Source organism: Pararhodobacter sp., from assembly GCF_034676075.1.
Classification (GTDB): Bacteria; Pseudomonadota; Alphaproteobacteria; order Rhodobacterales; family Rhodobacteraceae; genus Pararhodobacter.
Map to the genome: position 1 here is coordinate 1 of NZ_JAUCCQ010000084.1, position 16,276 is coordinate 16,276.

Here is a 16,276-nt window from a genome sequence, read left to right on the forward strand (position 1 = left end):
GAGGAAGGCCTCGGCGGCGCCCGGGCGATGATCGCCGACGGCCTCTTCCAGCGCTTCCCCTGCGACGAGATCTACGGGCTGCACAATTCCCCGTTCCACGCCCCGGGAGAGGTTGGGGTGAAGCCGGGCCCGGCGATGGCGGGGGCGAACTTCTTCGACATCCGGGTGACGGGGAAGGGCGCCCATGCGGCGATGCCGGAGGCCTCGGTCGACGCGCTGATGGTGGCGGCGGGGCTGGTCGGGCAGATCCAGACGATCAAGGCCCGCAACGTGCCCTCGGCCGAGCGGATCGTCGTCTCGGTCACGCAGATCCACGCGGGCGCGGCCTATAACGTGATCCCCGAGACCGCCTCGCTTGCCGGAACGGTGCGCTATTTCAACCGCGAGACGGCGGCGCTGGTGACCGAGCGGATGCAGGCACTCTGCGACGGGGCGGCGGCGGCCTATGGCTGTCAGGTCACGCTGGAGATGCGCAATGTCTTTGACGTGCTGGAGAACGATCCGACCCTCGCGCAGGCCATGCTGGAGGCCGCGGCCGGGCTGGTCGGCGAGCAGGCGCAGGAGAAGAGTGAACTGGTCATGGGCTCCGAGGATTTCGCCGACATGTTGCAGGTCGTCCCGGGCGCCTATTGCACCGTCGGCCATGGCTCGGGCGTCGCCCTGCACAACCCGGGCTATGTCTTCGACGATGCCTCGCTCCCCCTCGGTGCCGCGCTGATGGCCCGGATGATCGAGACGCGCGGCGCGGCTTGAGGCGGAAGCGGCGGGAGGCACGCTCCCACCCGCCCACCCCGCGCGCCTCCCGCCGCGGAGAGGGCAGCGCTTGGGTTGGCCCCGGGGGGCCAGCCCCCCGGACCCCCCGGCGTATTTTTGGCAAAGTGATGAGAAGGGCGGCGCACCCGGTCAGGGCGCCATCCGCACATCTTCGTTCTTCAAATATCCTCGGGGGGTGAATTGGCCGTCAGGCCAAGAGGGGGGCAGAAAGCCCCCCTTCCTTCGGCGCGGCGGCACGCGGCGCCGCTGGTCGCCCACCGTTTCGTCTCTTGGGGCCTCGGCGGCGGAGGCGTCGCGCCCTAGGGCGAAACCCCTCGCCCGGCCCCTCACCCTGCGGCGCTGTCTTCCGCATGCTCGGTGAATTGCAGCCGGGCCAGCCGGGCGTAGAGGCCGCCTTGCGCCACCAGTTCGGCATGGGTGCCTTCGGCGACGATGCGGCCGCCTTCGAAGACCACGATCCGGTCCGCCTTGCGCACCGTCGCCAGCCGGTGGGCCACGACGAGCGTCGTGCGGCCCTCGGAGAGCCGTTCGACCGCCTGCTGCACCAGCCGCTCGCTTTCCGCGTCCAGAGCCGAGGTCGCCTCGTCCAGCAGCAGCACCGGCGCGTCGCGCAGGATGGCGCGGGCGATGGCGATGCGCTGTTTCTGGCCGCCCGACAGCATCACGCCGCGTTCGCCCAGCTGGGTGTCGTAGCCCTCGGGCAGGGCGGCGATGAAGTCATGGGCGGCGGCCGCGCGGGCGGCTTCCTCGATCTCGGCGTCGCTCGCTTCGGGGCGGCCGAAACGGATGTTCTCGCGCGCGCTCAGGGCGAAGATCACCGGGTCCTGCGGCACCAGCGCAAGCGCGCCGCGCAGCGTCGCGCGGCTCATGTCGCGCAGGTCCACGCCGTCCAGACGTACCGCGCCTTCCTGCGGGTCGTAGAAGCGCAGGAGCAGCTGGATCATCGTCGATTTGCCTGCCCCCGAGGGGCCGACCAGCGCCACGGTCTCGCCCGGGCGCACGGTCAGCGTCACCCCGTCCAGCGCCGATTGCCTCGGGCGCGAGGGGTAGTGGAAGCGCACCTCCTCGAAGCTCACCGCGCCGCGCACCGGGGCGGGCAGGGCGACCGGCGCATCGGGGTCGCGCACCGTGTCGATGGTGTCCATCAGCTCCACCAGCCGTTCGGTGGCCCCGGCGGCGCGTTGCAGTTCGCCCCAGATCTCGGACAGGGCGCCGACCGAGCCCGCGACCAGCACCGAATAGATCACGAATTGCACCAGTTCGCCGATCGACATGGTGCCGGCGCGGACGTCCAGCGCGCCGATCCACAGCACGCCGACGATGCCCGAGAAGACCAGCGCGATGATCACCACGGTCATCGCCGCGCGGGTGGCGATGCGGATCATGGCGATGTCGAAGCTCTTCTCCGTCACCCGGTCGAAGGCGGCGATGGACAGGGGTTCGTGCGTATAGGCCTGCACGGTCTGGGCTGCCCCCAGCGCCTCGGACGCGTTGCCCGAGGAGGCGGCGATCCAGTCCTGGTTCTCACGCGAGAGGCGGCGCAGGCGGCGGCCGAGCGTGACGATGGGCACGATGACGGCCGGGACCAGCAGCAGCACGAGGCCGGTCAGCTTGGGCGAGGTCAGCGCCAGCAGTGCCAGGCCGCCGATCAGCATCAACAGGTTCCTCAGCGCGATCGAGATCGAGGAGCCGACGATCGACTGGATCAGCGTGGTGTCGGTGGTGATGCGCGACAGCACCTCGCCCGACAGGATCTTCTCGAAGAAGGCGGGCGACATGCCGATGGTCCGGGCGAAAAGCGCCTTGCGGATATCGGCCACGACCCGTTCACCCAGCCGCGTCACCATGTAATAGCGCGCGCCGGTGCCGAAGGCGAGGAGCCCGGCCAGCGCCAGCGCCGCCACGAAATATTCGTTGAGGAGTTGCAGCTCGCCCGCGCCGAAGCCATCGACCACCCGGCGCACCGCCAGAGGCAGCGCCAGCGAGACCGAGGCGGTCAGCACCAGCGCCAGCAGCGCGCCGCCCAGCAGCCCCTTGTAGACGCTGAGGAAGGGCCAGAGCCCGGCCAGCGAGCCGATCCGGCGCGACGTCGCGCGCGTCTCGGTCTTGGAGATGTCGGTCATCGTGCCCTCCACGGCCCTTGGGAGTTTGCGTTTAGGTCACTCACGGGCCTGGGGCAAGCGCAAGGCGGTCGCACCCCTCTGCGGTGCCGGGCGTGGGCCGGGCGGGAGGGTGCCGTTCACGGCAAGGTTGCGAACAGGTGATCGGCTCCCCCCTTGGCCTGTGACCGCGCATTGGGCAAGGTGCGCTCAATTCATCCCCCCGGAGTTCACCCATGTCCTTGCCCGTCCCCCGTCGCCTGCGCCGTGCCCTGATCCTGTCGCTCAGCGGCCTCGTCCTGGCCTTTCCGCTCACCGCCGAGACCTCGATCAACGCGGTCACCCTGTCCACCGCCGGTCTGGCCATGATCGAGGCCGAGGGCCAGCTGGGCGTCGAGCCGATGCGCCTGTCGGTGGCGCGGGGCGATATCGACGATTTCCTGAAAAGCCTCTGGGTTCTCGATCCGGCGGGCGGGGTGCCTTACGTCACCATGACCGGTCCCGGCAGTTTCGAGGATGCTTTCGCGCATTTCCCCTTCGGCCCCGAGGATGTGACCGATCCGGTGCGTCTGTTCGGCACGATGGTCGGTGCGCCGCTGGTGGTCGAGCGTCGGGGCGAAAGCTGGCAGGGGCTCAACATGGGCGTGACCCAGCGCCCGGGCGAGCATGGCACGATCAACGTCCTGAACCTGCAGGGCGATGACGGGGTGATGCATTCCTTCGTCATGGATGATGCGCTGGGCGTGCGTTTCGCCGAGGCTGCCGATCAGGCGACCCTGACCGAGGCGCTCAGGGCCTGGCGTGGCGCGGCCAACCCGCGCCGGATCGAGCTGACGCTCGACAGCGACAACGAGACCCCGCGCGAGGTGGGGCTTGTGTACCTCCAGAACGCGCCGCTCTGGCGCACCGCCTGGCGCGCGGTCGACACGACCGAGGGGATCCGTCTGATCGGCTGGGCGGTGGTCGAGAACACCACCGGGATCGACTGGCAGGATGTGCAGCTGACGCTGGCCACCGGCTCGGTCCGGGCCATCGAGGCGCAGCTCTATGCCCGCACCTATGCCCGGCGCGAACAGGCGCTGGAGCCGCAGGCGGCGCCGCCGATGGTGACCGCCGCGGCGCCCCTCTACCGGGGCGCGATCGGCGCCATGGCCGAGGTGGCGGGCGCCCCCTTCATCGCCATGCAGGACAGCATGGCCTCGGTTCAGGTCACCGCCGACGATGGCGACAGCTTCAGCCGCTTCACGCTGGACACGCCGGTCACGCTGCCCGCGGGCCAGATGATGAGCGTGCCGTTCCTGTCGGAACTCCTGCCCGATGCGCGGCTGGTGCTTTATCGCGGCGGGCAGGGCGACCGCAATCCGGTGATCGCCCTGTCGCTGGAAAACCCGCTGCCGCTGCGGCTGCCGGCCGGTGTGCTGACCCTTTATGAGGACGGGCGCGGCCATGCGGGCGACGCGATGATCCCCGAACTGGCCCCCGGCGCGACCGAGGTCGTCGATTTCGCCCGCGACACGGCGGTCGAGGTGCGCGAGGAATCGACCAATACCGAAACCCTGCGCGAGATGCGGATCGTCGACGGCATCCTGACCGTGACCGAGGATCTGGAGCGCCGCGTCACCTATCGCATCGAAGGCGCCCCCGATGCCGAGCGCGAGGTGACCATCGACCATCCCCGCAACCCGGGCTGGAACGTCAGCAGCACCACCGGGGCCGAGGAACGCCCCGATGCCTGGCGCTGGGTGGTGGCGGTCGGCGCGGGTGAGCGCGCCAGCCTGACGGTGACCGAGCGCCAGCCGCGGCTGCGCCGGATGGGCGTCATCGACATGGACCTCAACACGCTGGCCTATTGGGAAGGCCGGGCCGAGGATGCGCAGGTGAAGGAGCTGCTGGCCCAGGTCGGCCAGCTGCGGCGCCAGATCCTGGAGGCCGAGAACGAGCAGCGCCGTCAGGCGGGCGAGGTGCAGACGCTGGAGCGCGAGCAGCAGCGGCTGGTCAGCCTGATCGTGCAGCTGGGCGACGACAGCCAGGCCAACCGCGAGCGCCGCGCCCGGGTCGATGCCATCGACGGGGCCATCACCGAGGCCCAGGCCGCCAGCGAAGCCGCGGCGCAGAGCGCGGTCGAGCTGCGGGCGCAGATTTCGGCGCTGCTGCAGCCGCGCTGACATAGCCCTTCGCGTATGAAAACGGCCGCCGGGTTTCCCGGCGGCCGTATGTCGTGTGAGGGGTACCTTCAGCCGAAGCGATAGCTCGAGGCGGTGACGCCGCCCATCAGCCCGACGTCGTGGTATATGCGCGTCGCCGTCTCGCCTTCGGCGGCGCCGAGGGCTGCGAAGAGCGGCACGAAATGGTCCTCCTCGCGGTGGCAGACGCGGGCGTAGGGCGCCTTTTCCCACGCGATCAGCGACTGGGTGCGCTGGGCCGGGGCCTCGTGCATCACCCCGTCCAGCCAGGCGTCGAAGGCCTCGGACGGGACCTTGGCGGCCGGTCCGAACATCCTGAGGTTATGGAAGCTCAGCCCCGACCCCACGATCATCACGCCTTCGTCCCTGAGGGGCGCCAGGGCGCGGCCCAGGGCGAAATGCTCTTCGGGCGAATAGCCGTGGCGCATGGACACCTGATAGACCGGCACATTGGCCTCGGGGAACATGATGTAGAGCGGCGCGAAGGTGCCGTGGTCGAAGCCCTGCTTGGCGTCAAGCCGGGTCGGCAGCCCCGCCTCGCGCAGCAGGGAGGCGGTGCGCTGGGCCAGATCGGCCGGGGCGCCGGGCGCGGGGTAGGTGATGGAATAGGTTTCCTGCGGGAAGCCGTAGTAATCATAGAGCATCGGCGGATGGGCCGCGCTCATCACGGCGAAATCCTCGGTCTCCCAATGGCCGGAGATGACCAGCACCGCCTTCGGCAGTTCGGGCAGCTCGGCGACCATCGCCTTGAGGCTGGCTTCGAGGTTGCGGAACTGCGCGCGCATCTGCGGCAGCCAGGGCCAGGGGCCACCGCCGTGCGAGATGAAATAGGTCGGCATACGTTGGGTCATGATAACCTCCGGGTGAAAGGGGGGCGGCCAGACCGGCCGCCGCCCCGGGTTCGTGAGGGTCAGGCGAGTTGGTGAGGGTCAGGCGCGGTCGTTGCGCAGCGCGAAGGCGCCGCCGCCGATCAGGGCCTGCACCACCAGGGCGACGGTCCAGAAGGCGGGATATTCCCAGCCACCGCCCTCGACCGAGAAGAAGAAGCCGTTCGAGCCATGGCCGAAATAGGCGGCGCCCACCATGACGGGGATCAGCACGATCGAGACCCAGCGGGTCCACAGACCGGCGATCAGCATCAGGCCGCCAAGGATTTCCACGGCGATGGTGACATAGCCCAGGAAGGGCGGCAGGCCGATCGAGGCGAAGTAACCGGCGGTGCCGGCGGGGGTGAAGACGGCGTATTTCATCCAGCCATGGGCAACGAAGAGGATGCCCATCGACACGCGCAGGATCAGCGCGGCGATATCGGCATTGGCGGGGCGGGTGGCCGAAGTCGGCGCGGTGGTGGTGGTCATGAGGGTCTCCGGGAAAGGCTTGGCCGCAGGCTGCGGCGGTGCGTGTCCCTCATATGCCACCCGGCCCCTGCGTTGATAATCCGCTGCCTTGGCAGTTCATTCGTTCCGATTTGGAAGGAATGGGTCGACATCGCCGAATTCCCGGCTGAGGAAGTCGATGAGCACCCGCACCTTGACCGGCAGGTGCCGCCCGGCCGGGTAAAGCGCAAAGATCCCTGACGGTGTTGGTTCCGTCTCGGGCAGCAGGACCTCGACCCGACCGGCGGCCAGGCTGGCCTGCGCGGTGAAGCCAGGAACCCGGGCGATGCCCAGCCCGTGCTCGGCCGCCAGCAGACAGGCCAGCGCGCTGCTGTAGCGGATGCGCCCGCGCACCGTGAGCGTGCGCTCGCCAAAGCGCCAGAGCGCCGGGTCGCGCAGCGTCGTGTCCAGGATGCATTCATGGCCCGCCAGCGCCTCCAGCGTCTCGGGGCGGCCGTGCCGGGTCAGATAGGCGGGGCTCGCCACCATCAGGATCCGCGTCTGCCCCAGCCTCCGGGCGATCAGCGAACTGTCGGCCGGATGGCCGACGCGGATCGCCGCATCCATGCCCTCGTCCACCAGATTGACGAAACGGTCGGTGAACGAGACATCCAGCTCGATCCCCGGATAGGCGGCGGCGAAATCATTCAGCGCGCGGGCAAGCTGCATCGTGCCCAGCGACATGGGCGCCGTCAGCCTCAGCCGCCCGCGCGGGGCCTCGCCCGCGTCCCGCAGGCTCTGATCCAGGGTGTCGAGATCGCCCAGGATGTTGCGGATCTGGGCGAAATAGCTCTGCCCCAGCTCGGTCGGGGCCAGCGCCCGGGTTGTGCGGTTCAGAAGCCGGGTGCCCAGTTCCCCCTCAAGCGCCGAAATGAGCTTCGAGGCCTGCCCGGCGCTGGTCCCGAGCTTGCGGGCCGCCGCGGCGAAGCTGCCGGTCTCCATCACGGCGATGAACATGCGGTCGGCGGCAAGCCTGTCCATCCGGGCCCTTCCCTGCAAGATCAGCGCAGTATCGGCGATGGGCCCGGCAGGGGGAAGGGGGATTGCGCGCTCTCAGGCCGGCCGGCCGAGCAGATCGGCCAGCAGCCTCTCCACGGTTTGCGAGGAGAAGGGGCGCAGCAGGATCGGCAAGACGCTGGTCTGATTGCCCGCTTCCCATTCATCCTCGGCATCGTCGCCAAGAAGGACGATCCGCCCGCCCCGCGCCGCGACCAGGGCGTCGATCCGCGCGGTGGCCACGGCTTCGGCCCCCGCCTCGACAAAGGCGATGGAGATGCGGTCCAGCCCCTCGATCAGCGCCAGGGCCTGATCGCATTCGCTGGCCGTGAGAACGACGGCCGCGGGGGCATAATCCCGCACCGTATCCTCAAGATCCTTGAGCACGACGAAGTCACGCAGCATCAGCACGTAGACCTCGCCGTTCATCGAGTCGGTATCGTCCATCCATTTCCTCCGAAGGAAAGGGACCATGGAACGAATCCGCGGATCGCGCATTTAACTGTGACATAGCCAGCGAGGTTTCTATGCCCGGCACATCCTGCAAGAACTGTCCTTTGCGCAAACGGTCGATGTTCTTGCCTTTTTCCGAGGAAGAGCTTGCTTTCATGGAGACCTTCAAGACCGGAGAGCTGAAGGTCGATCCGCGCACCACGATCCTTCTGGAAGGATCGAACTCTCCCCAGCTCTATACCGTGCTTGATGGGATGGGCACCCGCTACACCACGCTCGAAAACGGCAAGCGGCAGGTCATCAACTTCCTCTTCCCCGGGGATTTCGCCGGTCTGCAGGCCGGGATCATGGGCGAGATGAAGCATTCGGTCGAAGCCTCGACGCATATGACGCTCTGCGTCTTCCGCCGCGACGACCTGTGGGAGGTGTTCCGCCGCTATCCCGAACGCGCCTATGACCTGACCTGGATCGGCGCGGTCGAGGAGCATTTCCTGGGCGAGACCATCGCCTCGCTGGGCCAGCGCGACGCCACGCAGCGGATCGCCTGGGCGCTGGTCAGGATCTACGAGCGGCTCAAGGCGGCGGGGCTGGAAAAGGACGGCGGCGTGCCCTTGCCCTTCCGCCAGCAGGATCTGGCGGATGCGCTGGGCCTGTCGCTGGTCCATACCAACAAGACCCTGAAGGCCCTGCGCGACATCGGTCTGGCGCAGTGGAGCGAGGGGCAGCTGGAACTCCTGAAGGTCGAGGATCTGGCCTCGCTCGCCATGATCGACCTGGAACGACCCCAGGCGCGGCCGTTGATGTAGCCCCCGGACCGGAAAGGGGGCGCCGTCGCCCGGCGCCCCCCCCTTGCTGCACCGCTCACATGCGGGGCAGGCCGCCTTCTTCCGGGGCGAAGTCGCCGCCGGCGCGCATCCGCACATTGTAGAGCGATTCAACCGCCCGGGCGCGGACCTCCTCGGCATCGACCGACAGCAGGCGGCCGCCGCGCTTGAGGAACTTGCCGTCGACGATCACCGTGTCGACGTTGCGGTTGTCGGGCGAATGGACCAGCGTCGAATGCAGGTCGGCGACCGGCGCCATGCCCAGGTCATTGCCGCGGATCAGGATGATATCCGCCTGCTTGCCGGGGGTGATCGAGCCGCTGTGCCCGCCAAAGCCGAAGGCCCGGGCGCCGTTGATCGTCGCCATCTCCAGGCATTGCGTCGGCGTCGCGCGCTCGAACCCGGCGGTGGGGCTTTCGGCCTCGCCGATCAGGGTGGCATAGCACAGCCGCATCTGTTCGAACATCGACACGCGGTTGAGCGAGGTGGCGTCGAACGACAGGCAGACGTTCACCCCCTCGTTCATCTGCAACATCATCTGCTGCACGACATCGGCCTCGCGCGTGCGGTGGATATGGGCGAATTCATTGCCCAGCGAGATCGAGTTCGAGGCCCCGGTGCGGGCCAGAACCGCGCGGTCCTCGGCGGTGAAGAGCAGCGAATGCACGAAGATCATGCGCTCGGTCACCCAGCCCTCGCGGTCCATCTCGACCACATCGACCTTGGCGGCCGGCGACTGGCCGCCGTGCAGGATGACCGGCAGGTTGTTGTCACGCGCCACGCCCAGCTCCTCGCGCCAGACCAGCGGCAGGCCGCCCGGGGCGCGGACCGAAAAGCCGTAGTCAACGCGGCCGTCCCATTCGTTGCCGCCGCCGAACCAGTCGCGGTTGGCCCGCAGCGCGTCTTGCAGGTCCATCGTCTGCTCGGAGGGCGTCGGATCGGCACCGCCATAGGCATAGCGCCCGCGCAGCCCGCTTTCGACCATGGCGCGGATCTCGGCATCGACATGGGCGCCCGAGAGGGTGTTATGGGCGTAGTTCATCACCGTGGTGATGCCCGCGTCGATCGCCTCGGCCATGCACAGGCGGACGGCGTTGTAGTAATCCTCGGGCTGGTGGTGATGGCCGAGGCCGCGCTTGAGATCGACATAGCCCCGGCCGGGGATGATCATGTTCTTGAACAGCGAGTTCCACATGTGCCAATGCGTCTCGACCATGCCGGGCATGATCAGCATGGTCGAGCAGTCGATCACCTCGGCGCCCGGCACATCGAGGCTGGCGGCCACGGCGACGATGCGGCCGTCCTGCACATGGATGTCGCCCGCGCGCAGATTGCCCAGCTCCGGGTCCATGGTGGCGATCATGCCGCCTTTCAGCACGTAGTTCCCGCCCGAGGGGATGGCGCTGGCGCCGGTCTCCTGCGCCTTGGCGCGCGCGGCCACGAGGCCCGCGCCGACGAGGCCCGCGGTCCCCATCAGAAGCCCCCGGCGGCTGAGGCCTTTCGGCGCGGTCGAATTGGTGTCGCTCATCGTCTCTCTCCCTGTGACGGTGACGGCTTTCTGATCCGAGGATCGAAAAAGAATCATATGATCTTATTATTTTCGAAACTTACGCAGGTGATGGAAAAATAGTCAAACGCTAAAAAGTTCAGCGTCACCTTTGAATATCTGCATGGGGCAGGGAGGGCGGAGGGCGCGTCAGGGAAGACGACGCGCGCCATGGAAAAAGGGCGCCGGTTTCCCGGCGCCCTTCCTGTGTCGTCAGACCGGCGTGGCCTGTCAGTGGACCACTTTCATCCGCGGCTGGTCCTCGGCATCGCCATGGGCCTGCCCGGCGATCACCATCCCCTCGGGCCCCGCCGTCACCGGCACGGTCGTGCCGTCCAGCACCTCGCCCGCCAGCAGCATCTGCGCCAGCGGATCCTGCAGCGTGCGCTGGATCACCCGCTTCAGTGGCCGCGCGCCATAGACCGGATCGTAGCCCTTGTCGGCCAGCCAGACCCGCGCCGCATCGTCCAGTTCCAGGACGATCTTGCGCGATTCCAGCCGTTTCTCCAGCCGCTTGAGCTGGATCTTGACGATCCCGTCCATATCCGGCCGACGCAGACGGTCGAAGATGATCGTCTCGTCCAGACGGTTCAGGAACTCGGGCCGGAAATGGGCCCGGACCGCCTCCATCACATGCTCTTTGGCCTCGGCCGCGTCGACGCCTTCCGGCAGATGGCTCAAGGCCTGCGACCCGAGGTTCGAGGTCAGGATGATGAGCGTCTGCTTGAAGTCGACCGTCCGGCCCTGGCTGTCGGTCAGCATCCCGTCGTCCAGCACCTGCAACAGCACGTTGAAGACGTCGGGGTGGGCTTTCTCCACCTCGTCGAACAGCACGACCTGATAGGGCCGGCGCCGCACCGCTTCGGTCAGCACGCCGCCCTCGTCATAGCCGACATAGCCCGGAGGGGCGCCGATCAGCCGGGCGACCGAGTGCTTCTCCATGTATTCCGACATGTCGATGCGCACCATCGCCTGATCGTCGTCGAACAGGAACTCGGCGACGGCCTTGGTCAGTTCGGTCTTGCCCACCCCGGTCGGGCCGAGGAACAGGAAGCTGCCCAGCGGACGGTTTTCATCGTTCAGCCCGGCGCGCGCCCGGCGGACGGCATTGGCCACCGCATGGACCGCGTGGTTCTGGCCGATGACCCGCTTGTGCAGGCCCTCTTCCATCCGCAGCAGCTTGTCGCGCTCGCCTTCCAGCATCCGCGTGGTCGGGATGCCGGTCCAGCGTTCGACCACCTCGGCGATCTGCTCGGGCCGGACGGCATCGCCCACCAGCTTCTGCGCATCGCGCGCTTCGGCCTCGGCCAGCGCCCGCTCCAGTTCCGGGATCGTGCCGTATTGCAGCTGCCCGGCCTTGGCAAAATCGCCGGTCCGCTTGGCCCCGTCCAGATCGGCGCGGGCTTTCTCCAGCTTCTCCTTCAGGCCGCGCGCGGCTTCCAGCGCGTCACGCTCGGATTGCCAGGCGGTGGTCATTTCCGAGGATTGCTGCTGCAGATCCGACAGTTCGACCTCCAGCTTGGCCAGACGGTCGCGGCTGGCCGCGTCGTCTTCCTTCTTCAGCGCCTCGACCTCGATCTGCTTTTGCAGGATGTCGCGGTCCAGCGCGTCCAGCTCCTCGGGCTTCGAGTCAATCTGCATCCGCAGGCGCGAGGCGGCCTCGTCCATCAGGTCGATGGCCTTGTCCGGCAGGAAGCGGTCGGTGATGTAGCGATGGCTGAGCGTCGCCGCCGCCACCAGCGCCGAGTCGCTGATCCGGATCCCGTGGTGGAGTTCGTACTTCTCCTTGATGCCCCGCAGGATCGAGATCGTATCCTCGACCGTCGGCTCGGCGATGAACACCGGCTGGAAACGACGGGCCAAAGCCGCGTCCTTCTCCACATGCTTGCGGTATTCATCGAGCGTGGTCGCGCCGATGCAATGCAGCTCACCCCGCGCCAGCGCCGGCTTGATCAGGTTGGCGGCGTCCATCGCCCCTTCGGACTTGCCCGCGCCCACGAGCGTGTGCATCTCGTCGATGAAGAGGATGATCTCGCCCGCCGCGGCGGTGATTTCGTTGAGGACGCCTTTCAAGCGTTCCTCGAACTCGCCGCGGTACTTGGCCCCGGCGATCAGCGAGCCCATGTCGAGCGCCATCAAGGTCTTGTCGCGCAGGCTCTCCGGCACATCGCCGTTGACGATGCGCAGCGCGAGGCCTTCGGCAATCGCGGTCTTGCCCACGCCCGGTTCGCCGATCAGCACCGGGTTGTTCTTCGACCGGCGGCTCAGGACCTGCATGGCGCGGCGGATTTCCTCGTCGCGGCCAATAATGGGGTCGATCTTGCCCTCGCGCGCCGCCGCCGTCAGGTCGCGGGCGTATTTCTTCAACGCCTCGAAACTGTCCTCGGCATTGGCGCTGTCGGCCGTCCGGCCTTTGCGCACGTCGTTGATCGCCGTGTTCAGCCCCTGCGCGGTGACCGCGCCCGCGTCCAAAGCCTCCTTCGCGGGCGACTTGACCATCGCCAGCGCCATCAGGATGCGTTCGACCGGGACATAGCTGTCGCCCGCCTTCTGCGCGAGCTTCTCGGCCTCGTCCAGCACCCGCACCAGGGCGCTGTCGGTATAGACCTGCCCCGCATCGCCAGAGACTTTGGGATGCTTGCCCACCGCCAGATCGACGGACTGGCGCACCCGCTCGGGGTTGCCGCCGCCGCGGCGGATCAGGTTCGCGGCCATGCCCTGATCGTCATCCATCAGGGCCTTGAGCAGGTGTTCGGGGGTCAGCCGCTGGTGGGTCTCCCGCGCGGCAATGGTGTTCGCGGCCTGAAGGAACCCGCGAGCGCGTTCCGTGAACTTTTCAAGGTTCATCGTCGTCTCCATCTCCAAGCGCCCGTCCGTCGAGGCATGCCCGACCATCGGCGCATCCCCCCTTGCGGGCCTCGATGCCTATGTGGGGGGCGCAAAACCGCCGATCAAGAGAGCTGTTAACCGCGAGGCAATCTTATGCGCGCAGGCTGAAGGAAAACCGAATGGGAGATGGAATATGCCGAATCGCGCTCTGCGGTTGCCGACGCGGGCATTGGTCCAGGTACGGGCCCCGATGGGACTTTTCGATGCGACGCTGGGCAATGTGTCCGCGAACGGGGCGCGGCTTTTGGGTGTGCCCGACCGGATGCTGCGGATCGGGGATTTCGTGGCGATCCTCTGTGTCGGCCACCAGCACCCGGCCGAGGTCCGCTGGCATTTCGACGATACCTGCGGCCTGATGTTCGAGGAGCCGCTCAGCGAGTATCAGATCGAGGTGATCCTGGGCTCGCGCGTGCTGTATTGAGCGCGGCGCCGCGCTACCGGGAATACCGCTGTCCCTGCGCCGCCTCGGTGGTGGCGCTGACCGGAGAGGGGCGGCAACGGGCGGAGATCGTCAACGTCAGCAGCACCGGCGCGCGGTTGTCGGGGGCCGAGGGGCTGGTGGAAGGCGCGACGCTGCGGCTGGAGGTCATGGCAGGGATGGAGCCGCTGAAGGCCGAGGTGCGCTGGGTCCGCGGCGCGCTCGCCGGGCTGCGCTTCGCCCGGCCGCTCGGGCCCGAAATGATCGCCCGCCTGCGCGGCGTCGCCGGCGCCCCACCCGCCCGCCCCTGGTCCCGCCTTGCCATCGGCGCCCGGGCTTGGCGCTAGGCGGAGCGGTTTCGCCCTCGGCCTTCGGCCTGCGGGCGACCAGAGGCGGGGGGCCAGCCCCCCGCACCCCCCGCCAAAGGGGGTTTTCCACCCCCTTTGGGAACCCCCGAGGATATTTTCAGAACAAAGATGGGACCAAGGGGTGTCTCAGGTGTTCCCTTGAGGCCGCATCAACGGGCGATCGCAGTCTGCGGGGTGTCAGGGAAGGCACCGCCCTGTTCCTGGTCTTTCGGTGCATGGCCGGTCCCTTGAGGCGCAGCATCGCTTGGCTCCCGGCACCGCGCGCCGGTTCCGGGCGCTGGCTGTGCATCTCTCCATCCGGTTCCGGCCACTGCTTTGCGACCTGCGTCGCTCGAGGTGCTGGTCTGCTGACGATGGCGGCTGCAGGCCTCGGTGCGCAGGCGATGACGTTCTGGACGGTCCGGGGGGATGCCGGGCAGGGCGTTGCCGGGTAGGGCGGCTGGCGGGGTCTTACTTTGTCCGAGCGAAATCGTGGGTGCGGGGGCTGTCTCTCAGGGCGGGGCGCGGCCGCGCACCGCTTCGGGCGCCTTGCGTTCAGGCGTCATGATGCGCGCCATTTCTTTGCAGGGTGCTGCTTATCGAGGGGCCGCGGTCTTTACCTCGAGGTCTTGTGAACAACCGAGGCGGAGGAAGGCAGCGAGGACCGGCCCCTGGACCCGCGCTTGGGCGCTTTCGCATGGAGCGGCGGCCCCTTCGTTTGCCGCAGGGCGGCCGATTGGGGAAAGGGGAAAGTCGCCGGACGCTCTTCCTACCGGCGACAGCCTACCCACGAACTGGGGCGCCGACGATGCCCGTCCTTCCCCGGACGGTGCCGCGGCCCGGACCACTCACCCGACGCCGAAGCTTCCGCACTTCTCCCTCCCGGACCCGGCGCAGCCACCACCGCGAGCGTCCCGCGCCAGCCGCGCCAGGCCCGCAACCAGTGCTGCGCCCCTGGGCCGCAGCCGCGCTTCCTTGACTCGTGCCGGGCGCGACCGCATATCCCCTCAAACGGAGGCGCGCGCCATGTTCATTCAAACCGAATCCACCCCCAACCCCGCCACGCTGAAATTCCTGCCCGGACAGGACGTCCTGGGACAGGGCACGGCCGATTTCCCCGATGCCGACAGCGCTGCGACCTCGCCGCTGGCCCGGGCGATCTTTGCCGCGCCCGGCGTGACCGGCGTCTTCCTGGGCGCCGATTTCATCACCGTGACCAAGGCCGAGGCCACCGACTGGGCCCATGCCAAGCCGGCGATCCTGGGCGCGATCTTGGAGCATTACCAATCCGGCCGCCCGGCGCTGGAGGGCGAGGCCGAGGCCGCGCATGCCGTGCAGGAAGGCCCCGATGGGGTGGTGGTCGAGCAGATCAAGGAACTCCTCGACACGCGGGTCCGCCCGGCTGTGGCGCAGGACGGCGGCGACATCACCTTCCACGGCTTCGACCGCGGCGTGGTCTATCTGCACATGAAGGGCGCCTGCGCCGGGTGTCCGTCGTCGACGATGACGTTGAAGATGGGCATCGAGAACCTGCTGCGCCACTACATCCCCGAAGTGACCGAGGTGCGCCAGGTTGCCGTCTGACCCGGTGATCCTGGGCTTCGACAGCTCGGGACCCTGGATCGAGGCCGCGGTGATCCGGGGGAACGAGACCCTGGCCCTGCGGCGGATCGAGATGGCGAAAGGGCAGGGCGAGGCGCTGCCCGGGGTGCTGGCGGATATCCTGGCCGAAGCCGGGCTCGGCTGGCAGGAGCTGACCGCGCTGGGCGTCGGCACCGGTCCCGGCAATTTCACCGGCATCCGCATCGCCACGGCCATGGCGCGGGGGCTGGCGCTAGGGCTGGGCATTCCGGCCATCGGCGTGACGCGGTTCGAGGCGATGGCTCTGGGCGGACCGGACCTGCCGGTGATCGTCCCGGCGCTGCGCGGCAGCTATTGGTTGGCAATGCCGGGTAAGACGCCGGTTCAGACCGACATGCCCCCAGCCGAGGCGATTGGCGAGGGCCGGATGCCGCCCATGCATCCCCTCGCTCTGGCAATCGCTCAACTCGCGCGCGCCCGCCACGGAACCCCGCAATCGCGCCCGGCCCCCCTCTATCTGCGCGACGCCGACGCCGCCCCGCCCTCCGAAGCGCCGCCGGTGCTGATCGATTGAGAGGCGCCCGGCGGCGGGAGGCGCGCTCCCGCCCGCCCACCCCGCGCGCCTCCCGCCGCGGAGAGGTTTGTGCCTGTGGAGGCCCCGGGGGCCTTCTGCCCCCGGACCCCCGAGGATATTTGAAGCGCAAAGAAGGCGGCTTAACGCCCTCTTAATCTTAATCTTTGCGCTCTAAATATCCTCGGGGGGTGAATGCCCGCAGGGCAGAGGGGGGCA

14 protein-coding genes are annotated in these 16,276 nt (G+C 68.4%); 7 read left to right on the top strand and 7 right to left on the bottom strand.

Annotation, left to right across the window (positions count from 1 at the left end):
* Nucleotides 1-753: amidohydrolase (locus tag VDQ18_RS17175; protein WP_323022144.1), on the top strand; the 753-nt coding region annotated here is incomplete at its 5' end.
* Between the two features lie 347 nt (nucleotides 754-1,100).
* On the opposite strand, the gene VDQ18_RS17180 is transcribed toward VDQ18_RS17175, so the two are convergent.
* Complete coding sequence (locus VDQ18_RS17180; RefSeq protein WP_323022145.1) at nucleotides 1,101-2,897, bottom strand: ABC transporter transmembrane domain-containing protein; 1,797 nt, start codon at nucleotides 2,895-2,897, stop codon at nucleotides 1,101-1,103.
* A 212-nt stretch (nucleotides 2,898-3,109) separates the two neighbouring features.
* Here VDQ18_RS17180 and VDQ18_RS17185 point away from each other — a divergent pair, with 212 nt between their 5' ends.
* Nucleotides 3,110-5,038, top strand: a complete 1,929-nt coding sequence (locus VDQ18_RS17185; protein WP_323022146.1) for a DUF4139 domain-containing protein — start codon at nucleotides 3,110-3,112, stop codon at nucleotides 5,036-5,038.
* 68 nt (nucleotides 5,039-5,106) lie between these two features.
* Here VDQ18_RS17185 and VDQ18_RS17190 read toward each other — a convergent pair whose 3' ends face one another.
* From VDQ18_RS17190 to VDQ18_RS17205, 4 genes are all read right to left on the bottom strand, one after another.
* Complete coding sequence (locus tag VDQ18_RS17190; protein ID WP_323022147.1) at nucleotides 5,107-5,907, bottom strand: class III extradiol ring-cleavage dioxygenase; 801 nt, start codon at nucleotides 5,905-5,907, stop codon at nucleotides 5,107-5,109.
* Nucleotides 5,908-5,985: 78 nt separating this feature from the next.
* Complete coding sequence (locus VDQ18_RS17195) at nucleotides 5,986-6,414, bottom strand: DoxX family protein (RefSeq protein WP_323022148.1); 429 nt, start codon at nucleotides 6,412-6,414, stop codon at nucleotides 5,986-5,988.
* 96 nt (nucleotides 6,415-6,510) lie between these two features.
* Nucleotides 6,511-7,413 carry a LysR family transcriptional regulator gene (locus VDQ18_RS17200; protein ID WP_323022149.1) on the bottom strand — a complete coding sequence of 301 codons (903 nt, stop codon included), beginning with the start codon at nucleotides 7,411-7,413 and terminating at the stop codon, nucleotides 6,511-6,513.
* Between the two features lie 72 nt (nucleotides 7,414-7,485).
* On the bottom strand, nucleotides 7,486-7,875 hold the full coding sequence (locus tag VDQ18_RS17205) for a hypothetical protein (RefSeq protein ID WP_323022150.1): 390 nt from the start codon (nucleotides 7,873-7,875) through the stop codon (nucleotides 7,486-7,488).
* 80 nt (nucleotides 7,876-7,955) lie between these two features.
* Between VDQ18_RS17205 and VDQ18_RS17210 the strand changes: the two genes are divergently transcribed.
* Nucleotides 7,956-8,687, top strand: coding sequence for a Crp/Fnr family transcriptional regulator (locus VDQ18_RS17210; RefSeq protein ID WP_323022151.1), 732 nt, complete (start codon nucleotides 7,956-7,958; stop codon nucleotides 8,685-8,687).
* 55 nt (nucleotides 8,688-8,742) lie between these two features.
* Here the strand turns inward: VDQ18_RS17210 and VDQ18_RS17215 are convergent, their stop codons facing one another.
* Both VDQ18_RS17215 and clpB read right to left on the bottom strand, forming a co-directional pair.
* Nucleotides 8,743-10,233, bottom strand: a complete 1,491-nt coding sequence (locus VDQ18_RS17215; RefSeq protein WP_323022152.1) for an amidohydrolase family protein — start codon at nucleotides 10,231-10,233, stop codon at nucleotides 8,743-8,745.
* A 249-nt stretch (nucleotides 10,234-10,482) separates the two neighbouring features.
* Nucleotides 10,483-13,098 (bottom strand): ATP-dependent chaperone ClpB, encoded by a 2,616-nt coding sequence (gene clpB, locus VDQ18_RS17220; protein WP_323022157.1) that lies wholly within the window; start codon nucleotides 13,096-13,098, stop codon nucleotides 10,483-10,485.
* A gap of 175 nt (nucleotides 13,099-13,273) precedes the next feature.
* Here clpB and VDQ18_RS17225 point away from each other — a divergent pair, with 175 nt between their 5' ends.
* The 4 genes from VDQ18_RS17225 (at nucleotide 13,274) to tsaB (ending at nucleotide 16,060) form a co-directional block, all read left to right on the top strand.
* Nucleotides 13,274-13,561: a PilZ domain-containing protein gene (locus VDQ18_RS17225; protein WP_323022153.1), complete on the top strand. Its 288-nt coding sequence runs from the start codon at nucleotides 13,274-13,276 to the stop codon at nucleotides 13,559-13,561.
* Nucleotides 13,558-13,905: a PilZ domain-containing protein gene (locus VDQ18_RS17230; protein ID WP_323022154.1), complete on the top strand. Its 348-nt coding sequence runs from the start codon at nucleotides 13,558-13,560 to the stop codon at nucleotides 13,903-13,905. The genes VDQ18_RS17225 and VDQ18_RS17230 overlap by 4 nt, the downstream gene beginning before the upstream one ends.
* 1,026 nt (nucleotides 13,906-14,931) lie before the next feature.
* The gene (locus VDQ18_RS17235) at nucleotides 14,932-15,489 is read left to right on the top strand and encodes a NifU family protein (RefSeq protein ID WP_323022155.1); all 558 of its coding nucleotides are present in this window, start codon (nucleotides 14,932-14,934) and stop codon (nucleotides 15,487-15,489) included.
* Complete coding sequence (tsaB, locus tag VDQ18_RS17240; RefSeq protein WP_323022156.1) at nucleotides 15,479-16,060, top strand: tRNA (adenosine(37)-N6)-threonylcarbamoyltransferase complex dimerization subunit type 1 TsaB; 582 nt, start codon at nucleotides 15,479-15,481, stop codon at nucleotides 16,058-16,060. Before VDQ18_RS17235 ends, tsaB begins: the two co-directional genes overlap by 11 nt.
* Nucleotides 16,061-16,276: the final 216 nt, after the last annotated feature.